This window comes from Acidovorax sp. JG5 (assembly GCF_017939685.1).
GTDB lineage: Bacteria > Pseudomonadota > Gammaproteobacteria > Burkholderiales > Burkholderiaceae_C > Acidovorax.
In genome coordinates, this window is the sequence record NZ_JAGKSE010000027.1 from 25,081 (window position 1) to 37,428 (window position 12,348).

Sequence of the window (12,348 nt, forward strand, 5' to 3'; positions counted from 1 at the left end):
TGCTCAGAGCCAGGCTTCAATCTCATCGGGCGGCAGCGGCTTGCCAAACAGGTAGCCCTGCATCACCGGACAGCCGTGGGCCTGCAGCCACTGCTGCTGGCCGGTGGTCTCAACGCCCTCGGCCACTACCACCATGCCCAGGCTGTGCGCAATGCTCAGCACCGACACCGTGAGGGCGCGCGCCGTGGCGCTGGTGGTCAGGTCCTGCACAAAGGCCATGTCGAGCTTGAGCTCGCTGATGGGCAGGCGGTGCAGATAGCTCAGGCTGGAGTAGCCGGTGCCAAAGTCATCGAGCGACAGCTTGAAGTCCTTGTGGTGCAGCGCCTTGATGTTTTGCAGCGTGACCGGCCGCGCATCCATCATCACGCTCTCGGTGATCTCCAGCAGCACGTCGCTGGTGCGCAGGCCATGGCGCTCCAGTGCATCGCTGATCTCCTGGGCAAACTCGGGCCGGTGGAAGCTGCGGCCCGACAGGTTGACGGCCACGCAGGGCACGTCATGGCCTGCAGAGCGCCAGGCCGCCAGCTGCCGGCAGGCTTCATCCAGCAACCACAAGGTCAACTCATGGATCAGCCCGGCGTCCTCGGCCACAGGGATGAACTGCGACGGCGGCACCATGCCCCACTGCGGGTGGTTCCAGCGCGCCAGGGCTTCCACGCCATGCAGTGTGCCGGGCGAGCTGCTGAGCACCTGGGGCTGGTAGTGCAACGTGAGGCTGCGTTCGGCCAGCGCCTGCTGCAACGCGCGCTCCAGCGAGGCGCGTTCCTGCACGCGGCGGTTCATCTCGGCACTGAACAGCTGCATGCTGTGCCGGTGGTCGCTCTTGGCCTGGTGCATGGCCTGGTCGGCATGGCGTAGCAGCGTGTCGATGGTGTCACCATCGTTCGGAAACATCGCAATGCCGATGCTGGCGTGGGGCACATGGGTCTGCCCCAGGATGTCTAGCGGCTGGGCGATATCGTGCAGCACGCGGTGGGCGCTTTGCACCGCCTGTTCGGTGGTGCACTCGGACAACAGCAGCACAAATTCGTCGCCCGACAGGCGGGCGATCAGATCGCGGGCACGCAGGCCTTGCGTCAGGCGCTTGGCCACTTCGCTCAGCAGTACGTCGCCTGCGGCGTGCCCTTGGGTGTCGTTGACCTGCTTGAACCGGTCCAGGTCCACAAATAGCAGGGCGCCCGGACGGCCTTTTTTCTGAAGGTCGGCCAGGGCGCGCTCTGCGCTGCTGCGAAAGAGGGCGCGGTTGGGCAACCCGGTCAGCACGTCAAAAAATGCCAGCTGGTGGATGCGCTGGTGCGTGCTGTCACGTTCAATGGCCAGCGCGCACAGGTGCAGGCACACCTCCACCAGCCGCTGGTGCAGCGCGTCGGGCGCGCGGGGCTCGCGAAAATAAAAGGCAAAGGTGCCGATCGGCTGGCCCCGGTGGTCGCGGATGGGGCTCGACCAGCAGGCGCGCATCCCGCTGTCCGCAAACAGGTCACGGTAGCCGTCCCACAGCGGGTCTGATGCAATGTCGGTGACGACCACGGGCGCGTTGCGGAAAGCGGCCGTGCCGCACGAGCCTGCCTTGGGGCCAATGGGCTGTCCATCCAGTGCGCGGCTGATGGTGGCAGGCAGGCTGGGCGCCGCCAACGGGTGCAGCAGACCCTGTGCGTCCACCGCCAGGATGGTGGCCGTGACCTCGGGGGCAATGCGTTCAACCTCACGGCAGGCCAGGGTCATCAGCTCGGGCAGGGGCAGTTCATTGACCATGCCTTCGAGCACGCGCGTTTGCAGCACCTCGTGCATCTTCGTGAGCGTGATGTCTGTCAATATCGAGATGCTGCCCCCCGGACCTCCGGCGTCCTCCTTGGAGGCGTTGATCACTAGCGACACCCACCGTGGCTGCCCCGTCTTGCCGTAGAGCAGCGTATCGGTATGAAACTGGCCTTGTGTCTGGCCTTGTGTCAGGACGTCGGCACGGATGTTCGTGAGCAGATCCGGGTTTGCGTATGGGCCCAGCAGTACATCGCTCAGGAGCTTGCCCAATACTTCATCGGGCTCATAACCAAACAGCCGCGTGAAGCCTCCGTTGACGTAGACCACGCGCTTGTCGCTGTCGGTCAGAACAATGGCGTTGTCGCTGGCATCCAGCGCCCGGCGAAGTGGCATATCTGCCACGGGGGCGGGTGGCGAGGCACGGTTCGGCAATGCAGGACCGGGTGAGGGCGGCGCTAAAGCGGGCATGGGGTATCAGAAAGCGATGGTTGATGCTAGCAAGCCCGCAGTGCGCTGCCAAGCATAAAGGCGCCAGCTTGTACGATTTTTGCTCACGGCGAGGTGCTTTGTCACCCCGGTGTGTCATGCGGCAGTGCGGTAAAGCCCCGGGGAAGCGCCGTCCGTACTTAAGGCTCTGGGATAATCCGGCACCATGAGCGGCAACACTTTCGGCACCCTATTCGCAGTCACCAACTTTGGTGAATCCCACGGCCCGGCCATTGGCTGCGTGATCGACGGCTGCCCGCCCGGCATGCCGCTGGCCGAGGCCGACATCCAGGCCGACCTCGACCGCCGCCGCCCCGGCACCAGCCGCCATGTCACGCAGCGCAATGAACCCGATGCGGTCGAAATCCTCTCGGGCGTGTACGAGGGCAAGACCACCGGCACCCCCATTGCCCTGCTGATCCGCAACACCGACCAGCGCAGCAAAGACTACAGCAACATCGCCGAGAGCTTTCGCCCCGGCCATGCCGACTACACCTACTGGCACAAATACGGCATCCGCGATCCGCGCGGCGGCGGCCGCTCGTCAGCCCGCCTCACGGCGCCCACGGTGGCGGCTGGCGCGGTGGCCAAGAAATGGCTGGCCCAGCAATATGGCGTGCAGTTCCGTGCCTGCATGACGCAACTGGGCGAGCTGGCGATTCCGTTCGAGAGCTGGGAGCATGTGCACAGCAACCCCTTCTTTGCGCCCGTGGCCGACGTGGCCCAGTACGAGGACTACATGGACGCCCTGCGCAAGGCCGGGGATTCGTGCGGTGCCCGCATCCGCGTGCAGGCCACGGGCGTGCCGGTGGGGCTGGGCGAGCCGCTGTATGACAAGCTCGATGCCGATATCGCCTACGCGATGATGGGCCTGAACGCGGTCAAGGGCGTGGAGATTGGCGCCGGCTTCGCCAGCGTGGCGCAGCGAGGCACCACGCATGGCGATTCCATGAGCTCGGAAGGCTTTCGCAGCAACAACGCGGGTGGTGTGCTCGGAGGCATCAGCACCGGGCAAGACCTGGAAGTGAGCATCGCCATCAAGCCCACCAGCTCCATCATCAGTCCGCGCGAGTCGATCGACATCCACGGCCAGAGCGCCGAAGTGGTCACCAAGGGCCGCCATGACCCCTGCGTGGGCATCCGCGCCGCACCCATTGCCGAGGCGCTGCTGGCCCTGGTGGTCATGGAGCACGCCCTGCGCCACCGCGCCCAGTGCGCCGATGTGGTGGCCGGCGTGCCGCCCATCCGGGCTTCGATTCTTTAAGGACTCAGGTGGCCCGGTTGCCCGTGATGGCCCGGTGGTTGTTGCGCCGGGGCGTGCGCACTGCCGCTGCCATGGGTGTGTTGGCGGCCCTGGCAGGCTGTACTGCCGTGGCACCGGCGCCGCAGCACATCGACATCACGCTGATCGGCTTCAACGACCTGCACGGCCACCTGGAACCGCCACGCCTGGCGGTCAGCGTGCCGGGGCCTGCGGGGGCTGTGGCCGTGCCGGCGGGTGGCGCGGCCTATCTGGCCAGCGCCATTGCGGCGCTCAAGGCCCGCAATCCGCACCACGCGGTGGTGTCCGCCGGCGACATGGTGGGGGCTTCGCCACTGGCCTCGGCCCTGTTTCTGGACGAGCCCACCGTCGAGGCCGTCAACCGCATGCAGATTGATTTCAACGCCGTGGGCAACCATGAATTCGACCGCGGCTGGCGCGAGCTGCTGCGGCTGCAGCACGGCGGTTGCGAGCAGTTCACCGTGCGCACGCCCTGCCAGATTTCCCGGCCTTTTGACGGGGCCCGCTTTGGCTTTCTGGCTGCCAACACCGTGCGCGAGGATGGCCAGACGCTCTTGCCTGCCACGGGGCTCAAGCGTTTTCATGAAGGGGGTGCCACAGTCACCGTGGGGTTCATTGGCCTCACGCTCAAGGCCACGCCCACCATGGTGTCGCCCACTGGCGTGGCCGGGTTGCGGTTCGAGGACGAGGCCGCCACCGCCAACGCGCTCGTGCCGCAACTGCGGGCTCAGGGCGTCGATGTGATCGTGGTGGTGATCCACGAGGGCGGCAGCACCACGGCAGGCATCACCGAAACCAGCTGCGCGGGGCTGAGCGGCGACATCGTCCCCATCCTTGAGCAGCTCGACCCCGCCGTGGACGTGGTGGTCTCGGGCCACACGCACCGGGCCTATGTTTGCGACTACGCCAGCGTGAACCCGCAGCGCCCGTTTCTGCTGACCAGCGCAGGCCTGTATGGCACGCTGGTCACCGAGATTGCCCTGCGCGTGGACACCCGCACCCGCCGCGTGCTGCGCAAGGCGGCGCGCCAGGTCATCGTGCAGGGCGAAGGGTTCACGGGCCCGCAGGGCCGGGTGGACACGAAAGCCGTCGTGCCCGTGTTTTCTGCCGACCCTGGCGTGCAGCACATCGTTTCCACCTACCGCGCGGCAGCCGTGCCGCTGGTCCAGCGGCCCGTGGGGCAACTCATGGGGGCCATCGTGCGACAACCCGGTCCGTCCCTCGAATCCCCGCTGGGCAACCTGATTGCCGATGCCCAGTTGGCCGCCACGCGCCTGCCAGCGCAGGGCGGGGCGCAGATGTCCGTCATGAACCCTGGTGGTGTGCGTGCCGATCTGGTGCCGGACGAGCGCGGGCTGGTGCGCTATGGGCAGCTGTTTGCCGTGCAACCTTTTGGCAACCACCTTGTGGTCAAGCCCCTTACAGGGGCCCAGTTGCGTGCGGCGCTGGAGCAGCAGTTTCACAGTGGCACCAATACGCCAGAGCGGCCGCGCGTGCTGTCGGTGTCGGCGGGGTTTGGCTATTCCTACGATCTGTCGCGACCGGCCGGCGCGCGCATCAGCCATATGGTGTTGCACGGCCAGCCAGTGAGGGACGAAACCCGCGTTCGCGTCGCCATGAGCAACTATCTGGCCGGCGGCGGCGACAATTTCACGGTGTTCGCGCAGGCGCCCGACATGCTGGGCGGCGGCCAGGACCTGGACGTGCTGGAGGCCTATTTCCGCGCCCACAGCCCGGTGGCACCCCCGGCGACGAACCGCATCACCCGCAGCGCGCAGGGCATGGAACCAGAAAAATAGCCATCAAATATGCTTCTGGCGCTTGTACATCAAGCGCTGATAGCTCTTTTTTTGATAGTGAACTGTTGCGGGTGCAAGCCCGCTGCCTCTGCGCCATGTGGCCTGCCGGCGACCGTGCTCCGGTCAGAAATTGCTATTTGATTGATAGCTGATAGCGCTTGATGCATAAGCGCTGCGGGCCAAAAATGTGCTAAATCTGGCTCAATTTACTTGCGAACCTCGTCGACCATCGCACGGAAGTCGTCGATGTCTTCGAAGCTGCGGTACACGCTGGCAAAACGGATGTAGGCCACCTTGTCGAGCTTCTTGAGCTCGCGCATCACCAGTTCGCCAATGCGGCTGGAAAGCACTTCGCGCTGGCCCAGGTTCAGCAGCTTTTCCTCGATGCGTTCGATGGCGCTGTCGATCTGGACGGTGCTGACCGGACGCTTGCGCAGGGCCAGATTGAACGACGCGAGCAGCTTGCCGCGCTCGTACTCGATACGGCGGCCATCCTTTTTGACGATGGCCGGAAAGCTCACTTCCGGCCGCTCGTAGGTGGTGAAGCGCTTTTCGCAGGCGCCGCACTGGCGCCTGCGGCGGATGAAGACCCCGTCCTCCGACACCCGGGTCTCTACGACCTGCGTTTCGAGGTGGCTGCAGAAGGGACACTTCATGGGGCAATGCGCCGGGATTAACCGTAGACCGGGAAACGTGCCGTCAGCGCGTTGACCTTGGCGCGCACGGCGGCGATGTTGGCCTCGTCGCGCGGGTTGTCCAGCACGTCGGCGATCAGGTGGGCCGTGATACGCGCTTCTTCTTCCTTGAAGCCGCGCGTGGTCATGGCAGGGGTGCCAATGCGCACGCCGCTGGTCACCATCGGCTTTTCAGGGTCGTTGGGGATGGCGTTCTTGTTGATGGTCATGTGGGCGGCGCCCAGCACGGCCTCGGCTTCCTTGCCGGTGATGCCCTTGGCGCGCAGATCGACCAGCATCACATGGCTTTGCGTGCCACCGCTCACGATGCGCAGGCCGCGAGCCGTCAGCGTCTCTGCCACCACCTTGGCGTTCTTCGCTACTTGCTCCTGATAGGCCTTGAATTCGGGCTGCAGAGCTTCCTTGAAGGCCACGGCCTTGGCTGCGATCACGTGCATCAGCGGGCCACCTTGCAGGCCGGGGAAGATGGCGCTGTTGATAGCCTTTTCGTGCTCGGCCTTCATCAGGATGATGCCGCCACGGGGGCCGCGCAGGCTCTTGTGCGTGGTGGAGGTGACCACGTCGGCGTGGGGCACGGGGTTGGGGTACACGCCGGCGGCGATCAGGCCCGCGTAGTGGGCCATGTCCACCATGAAGATCGCACCCACGTCCTTGGCCACCTTGGCAAAGCGCGCAAAGTCGATGTGCAGGCTGTAGGCCGAGGCACCGGCGATGATGAGCTTGGGCTTGGTTTCGTGGGCCTTCTTTTCCATCGCTTCGTAGTCGATGGCTTCGTTGGCATCCAGGCCGTAGGAGACCACGTTGAACCACTTGCCCGACATGTTCAGCGGCATGCCGTGCGTCAGGTGGCCGCCTTCTGCCAGGCTCATGCCCATGATGGTGTCGCCGGGCTTGAGGAAAGCCAGGAACACGGCCTCGTTGGCAGATGCGCCGCAGTGGGGCTGTACGTTGGCGGCTTCGGCGCCGAAGATCTGCTTGACGCGGTCGATGGCCAGTTGCTCGGCCACGTCTACATGCTCGCAGCCGCCGTAGTAGCGCTTGCCGGGGTAGCCTTCGGCGTACTTGTTGGTCAGCTGCGTGCCCTGGGCCCACATGACGGCGGGCGAGGCGTAGTTTTCGCTGGCAATCAGCTCGATGTGCTCTTCCTGGCGCTTGTTTTCGGCCTGGATGGCAGTAAAGAGTTCGGGGTCGGTTTGTTCGACAAGAATATTGCGGTGGTACATGGCAGTCCTATGAACTGATGTCCCTTGAAACAAGGGCTGCCCAGGCGAACGGCGGAACGCAGAAGGTTTTGAACCCTTGCGGCACGCTCCCTAGTGGTTCACAAGAGGCGTGCCCTTGCCGGTTTCCACGTCAGCGGCGGCACCCTTGTGGGAGCCGCGCCTATCGCCAGTCGCGTACGCCCCTAGTGTAGCTGACCGGCGCCCCATTGCCTCGTCGGACTGCTGGTTGCCAGGGGGGTTAAAGCAGGGCAATCTTGTCGCCGTCAGCCTCGTCAGGGGTGGCGACGGCGGCGGCAGGTGTGGTGACGGGGACGGTGCGGGCCGGGGCCTGGGTCGACAGGGTGGCGGGCGGGTTCATGGGGGCGGAGCGTCCACCCGCGACCTGGCGCAGCCGGAAATGTTCGGCCAGCACCTTGGCGGTGTAACCGCCGTCATCGGGCAGATTGGCCGCGCCCACGTAGTAGCGCAGCCCGCCTTCGACCGATCCAGCCCGCGCAATGCATTCCTGCAGCACCTTCACGCCGACGCGCAGGTTGGTGACCGGGTCGAATGCCGCGAAATGGCCGCCAAAGTTTTCATACTTGTCGGTATGAATTCGCGTCATGACCTGCATCAGACCCTGGGCCCCCACCGCACTTTGGGCAAACGGGTTGAAGCTTGATTCGATGGCCATGATGGCCAGGATCAGGGTGGGATCTATCTTGGTGCGTGCACCGGCCTCATAGGCTTCAGCCACCAGTGCGCTCAGGGGCTCTGGCGCAACGCGGTACTTCTTGCTCAACCAGTAAGCCACAGCAGCCTGCTCCTTGGGCAGGTCCTTGGGGTTGCTGGCGGTGGCGCGCTCGCTGGCATCCAGCTCGACGGGCATGTCCAGCAGGGCGACCTGGCGGGACTGCAGCCAGTCTCTCAGCTGCTCCTCACCCGCCTGGCGCAGGTCCGGGCGGGCAGTGAGGGTCAAAACGACAAAGGCAACGGCCAGCCCGATGAGGGCAAAACTGTTGTGGGTGATTTCAAGGAAACCTTCGGTCACGTCGGCAACGAAAGTTCGTACGCCGGAGACAATTTTTCCTGACGCTGTCATAGCTCTTCCTTTCTGAGGCGACTCCTGCTGGCGATGCGGCCGTCAACGACGGGCATCGGTTCGGGGATTCACCTGGATTGGTACGCCATCAATTTTTTTGCTTTGTTCATGACGCAACGCATTGAATTGACTTAGCCGGGTTCGGCAGCGGGTTGGGGTTTTTACCAGCCCTGTTGTGGGCTGGCGGATTCTAGAAGCTCACTTAATGCCAAGTCAATACTAACAATGTTTGTTTATATACTTATTTATTATAATAAATATGTGAAAAAACCCAGTGAATGGCTGAATTCTGGAAATTTCACGGAGTGGTTGCGGGGGTGTTTTGTGACGCCCGTATGTCAAATTTAATCGCGGCCTTGCTGCCCATTGAGAATGCAATTTGAGTCGGTTCGGCGAATTTGCTAAGGTTGCTTCGCCTGCGCATGCAGGCATCGCCAGACTGGGCAAAGTCTCCCGCCGAAGGCATGCAGTGCCCCGGTGCAGCAGATGCAGCTTTTATGGCAAGCCTTGGAGGCAATCCCTTGTCTCCTCGCAACGTGGATCTTCATCTCCAGGTTGCGAAATGATGGCAAAGACCGTTGTGTCAGCCGTCAAGCCCGGTGGGCAGACCATGAGGTCTGTTCGCCGGGCTTTCTTGTTGGTGCGGCAGTCCTGGGCGTCTGCGGGCAGGCTGGGCGAACGGGTCTGTGCGCCTGTAGCGCACATATATAGAGATAATGGGGTGGTTCTCTGTGGTGTACCTCGTTGCGCCAGGAGACGCAGTCCATCAATTGACCTGCCTGCGTCAGCCGACCTGACCGGCTTGCGCCAGATCATTTCCTGGAATGTGTGGCCAAGACCGTGGCGTGGTCATTTGCTGGAACCCGGTGAAAATAGCACTTTTACCCGCAGGCGCGCATTGCCTGTCGCCGCCGCGGCCCGCTTGCCAAAGTAGCTTGTACGGCCCTCGTCATCCATTGGATCCATGTTTCCTTTTTTTTCTCGCAGCAAAATGTCCGACGCACCTGAAGTGAATCCGGCCCCGGCCAAAACCCAAGAGTCGCATCCGCTGGATGCACTGACTGGTGGCGCTTTTTCGGCCGCCACGTCCAGTGAGCGGGCTTCCAGAATTCGTGACTGGCTCGCGTCCCAGCCGGCGCCCGAACAGCTGCAAGAGGTGTTCAAGGAACTGAGCGGGCGTGACAAGGGCGCAGCACGCGCAGTGCGTGAGCGGTTGGATGAAATCCGCCGTGCCAAGGGCCAGGAGGCCATTGCGGCCGAGTGGGCCGAGAAGGCCCAGGCATTGCTGGCTGCTCCCAAACTCAACATTGCCGATGCCCTGGCGTGGCAGCGTGATGCGGCCAAGGCGGGCGCACCCCTGTCGCGCCAACCCCTGTCGCTGCTCAAGGTGCAGGTGGCCGATCGGGTCAAGGTGATCGAAGACCTGCAGCACCGCGTGCAGGTGCAGCGGGAAGCCGCCGTGCTGCTGGCGCAGCGCATCGAGGTGCTTTCCACCAAGCCATGGAAGGACGCCCATGCCGCACTCGAGTTGCTGCGTGCCGACGTTGCGCGTTGGCAGGAGCAGGCCCAGGCGCTGACCGGCGATGCCAGCTGGGCCAGCGTGGAGGCACGCTTTCCGCCGCTGCTGGAAGCCTCGCGCACGCAACTGCTGGTGGTGTGGGACGCTTTCCAGCCCGCCGTGGCGCAAGCTGCCGCGGCGGCCGAGGACGCCGCAGCGCCGCTGCCTTCTGTGCCCGTGTGGGCCGATGAGCTGCGTGCCGCGCGGGGACTTCCGACCGAAGCAGCGGCCGCTGCAGCCGCTGCCAAGCCCGCCCGCGCTGTCAAGCCCAAGGTGGCTCCTGAGGTGGTTGAAAAAGCCGCTCAAGTCGTGCGCGATGCCTTGGCGACGCTGGAAAAGGAAACCGCCGAAGGCCACGGCAAAGCCAGCGCGGGTGCCGCTGCAGCGCTGCGCGCGGTGCTGAAGGTGCATGGCAAGCACATCGATACGCCTCTGGAGCACCAGGTGCACGCCGCGCTGGTGGCCGCTGGTGAACTCGAGGGCTGGCAGCGTTGGAGTGCAGACCAGGTGCGTGAAGACCTGGTCGCCAAGGCCGAGGGGCTGCTCCATCGTCCCGATGGCCAGGCCCTGGGTGGCCGCAAGATGCAGGAATCTCTGCGCCAGTTGCGCGAGCAGTGGAAGCAGTCGGACCAGGGCGGTGCGCCCAACCATGCGCTGTGGAAAAAGTTTGATGAGGCGTGCAACGCCGCGCACAAGGTGGTGGAAGCCTGGCTCGACAAGATCCGCACCGAAGCGGTCGAGCACAAAGCCCAGCGCGTGGCCCTGATTGACGAGGTCAAGGCCTGGGCGCAGGAGCATGCCGCCTCGGGCGACTGGAAGGCCATCAACCGTGCACTGCACCAGTTTGGCGACCGTTGGCGTGAAGGCGGCCATGTGGGCGAAAAGATCTTTGCCGAACTGCAGCCGCTGTGGAAGCAGGCCATTGCCGCTGCCGCCGCACCGCTGGAGAACGCGCAAAAAGAAAGCCTGGCCCGTCGCCACGCGATGATTGACGAGGCAGTGGCGTTGGGCGCTGCGCCCACGCTGCGCATTGACGCCGTGAAGACCTTGCAGCAGCGCTGGCAGGCCGAGGCGCAGGCCGTGCCGCTGGACCGCAAGCACGAGCAAAAGCTGTGGGATGCCTTCCGCAAGCCGATTGACGAAGCCTTCAACCGCAAGTCGGCAGACCGCGAGAAGGCCGTGACCGAACTGAGCGCACGCGACCGGGTGGTGCTGGAGGCCTCCAAGGCGCTGGAAGCCGCCAACGCCACGGGCGACGCGCAGCAGATTCGCACCGCCATGCAGGCGCTGGAAGCCGCGCTGCACGGGCAGGCCCAGGCGGCGCAGGCCGTGGCATCGGCGCAGAAAGATGCGCAAAATCAGCTTGAAGCGCCCGCCCCATCTGCGCAAGAAGCTATTGAAAATATAGCATCGGATGTGGCTGATGAAGGCGCTCAAGAAGCGCCTACCGCCGCACCTGCCGCGCCCAAGCCGCCAGTGCGTCCGGTGGTGGCGGTGCGTGGCGACGACCGCCCCGGCATGAAGAAAGATGCGCCTGCAGCGCCAGGTCGTGGCGGGCGTCCGGGCGATCGCCGCGATGGCCGGGGTGATCGCGATGCCGGTCGGGGCCCGCGTGCAGACAGCCATTTTGGCGACCGCAATGACCGTGGCGGCCGCTTCGGTGATCGCCCCACTTACGAAGACCGCGGGCCGCGCCTGGGTGACACGGCTTTCCGTGCCCAGCGCGACGCCATGGAGCACGCACAGCTGGCGCTCAAGAAGCTGGCTGCGCAGGCCCATGGTGAAGCGCTGACCCAGTTGTTGACCGCCTGGGAAAAGCGCGATGCGGCGCTGTTGCCCGGTACGCAGGAACTGGGCGGCCGGGTGACGGCCGCTGTGCGTGGTGCCTGGTCGCAGGCGCTTTCTGCCCCCGCCACAGGCGATGCTGCCGAGGCCTTGCTTCGCCTGGAAATGGCCGCCGAGGCGCCCACCCCGGCAGAGCACATCGGCGCGCGCCGGATGCTGCAATTGCAGTTGCTCACGCGCCGCAACGATCCGGCGCCCGCCCAGACCTGGGGGCAAGATACTGCGCGTGTCCTGGCCAGTGCCAGTGACGCCGCCAGCGCGCGCCGTCTGCAGAACGTGCTGAAAACCTTGCTGCGCAAGTGATTGGATGAGCGCCGCATGAGTCCACGTCCTTTTGAGATGAAGGACGTGGAGGTTGCGGTGGCGTCCAGGCGTGATTGCGGTTTGCTGCACTTCTGGGGCGATCCCCCGGTAAGGATATTGCGAGCAAGCTTGCGGCTCAGCCGGGGCTTATCCTGGCGGCGCTCGGCTCCCGAGGCGGATGGGGTGGATGTGCTCGTCGGAACCGACATGGCCGGGCTGGATGATTGCCGCTCCGGAAAGCAAAAAAGCCGTTGCGATTGCAACGGCTTTTAATATTTTGGTGCCCAGGAGAGGACTCGAACCTCCACGATGTTACTC

The 12,348-nt window shown here is 64.6% G+C and carries 8 protein-coding genes and 1 riboswitch; of the genes, 4 read left to right on the plus strand and 4 right to left on the minus strand.

Annotated features, from left to right (window positions below):
• Positions 1 to 3 precede the first annotated feature (3 nt).
• Positions 4 to 2,151 (minus strand): EAL domain-containing protein, encoded by a 2,148-nt coding sequence (locus J8G26_RS17185; RefSeq protein WP_210570433.1) that lies wholly within the window; start codon positions 2,149 to 2,151, stop codon positions 4 to 6.
• A 259-nt stretch (positions 2,152 to 2,410) separates the two neighbouring features.
• Here J8G26_RS17185 and aroC point away from each other — a divergent pair, with 259 nt between their 5' ends.
• Together aroC and J8G26_RS17195 are read left to right on the plus strand one after the other, a co-directional pair.
• Positions 2,411 to 3,508, plus strand: a complete 1,098-nt coding sequence (aroC, locus tag J8G26_RS17190) for a chorismate synthase (protein WP_210570435.1) — start codon at positions 2,411 to 2,413, stop codon at positions 3,506 to 3,508.
• A 71-nt stretch (positions 3,509 to 3,579) separates the two neighbouring features.
• Complete coding sequence (locus tag J8G26_RS17195; RefSeq protein WP_246881457.1) at positions 3,580 to 5,325, plus strand: bifunctional metallophosphatase/5'-nucleotidase; 1,746 nt, start codon at positions 3,580 to 3,582, stop codon at positions 5,323 to 5,325.
• 206 nt (positions 5,326 to 5,531) lie between these two features.
• Here J8G26_RS17195 and nrdR read toward each other — a convergent pair whose 3' ends face one another.
• From nrdR to J8G26_RS17210, 3 genes are all read right to left on the minus strand, one after another.
• Positions 5,532 to 5,981 (minus strand): transcriptional regulator NrdR, encoded by a 450-nt coding sequence (gene nrdR, locus J8G26_RS17200; RefSeq protein ID WP_087744763.1) that lies wholly within the window; start codon positions 5,979 to 5,981, stop codon positions 5,532 to 5,534.
• 17 nt (positions 5,982 to 5,998) lie between these two features.
• Positions 5,999 to 7,243, minus strand: a complete 1,245-nt coding sequence (gene glyA / locus J8G26_RS17205) for a serine hydroxymethyltransferase (RefSeq protein ID WP_210570437.1) — start codon at positions 7,241 to 7,243, stop codon at positions 5,999 to 6,001.
• 31 nt (positions 7,244 to 7,274) lie between these two features.
• Positions 7,275 to 7,427, minus strand: a riboswitch (ZMP/ZTP riboswitch).
• Between the two features lie 54 nt (positions 7,428 to 7,481).
• The gene (locus J8G26_RS17210; protein ID WP_087744769.1) at positions 7,482 to 8,324 is read right to left on the minus strand and encodes a lytic transglycosylase domain-containing protein; all 843 of its coding nucleotides are present in this window, start codon (positions 8,322 to 8,324) and stop codon (positions 7,482 to 7,484) included.
• A gap of 964 nt (positions 8,325 to 9,288) precedes the next feature.
• On the opposite strand from J8G26_RS17210, the gene J8G26_RS17215 reads away from it, so the two are divergent.
• Positions 9,289 to 12,030 (plus strand): DUF349 domain-containing protein, encoded by a 2,742-nt coding sequence (locus J8G26_RS17215; RefSeq protein WP_210570439.1) that lies wholly within the window; start codon positions 9,289 to 9,291, stop codon positions 12,028 to 12,030.
• A gap of 15 nt (positions 12,031 to 12,045) precedes the next feature.
• Positions 12,046 to 12,303: a hypothetical protein gene (locus J8G26_RS17220; RefSeq protein WP_143218328.1), complete on the plus strand. Its 258-nt coding sequence runs from the start codon at positions 12,046 to 12,048 to the stop codon at positions 12,301 to 12,303.
• The last annotated feature ends 45 nt before the right edge of the window (positions 12,304 to 12,348 follow it).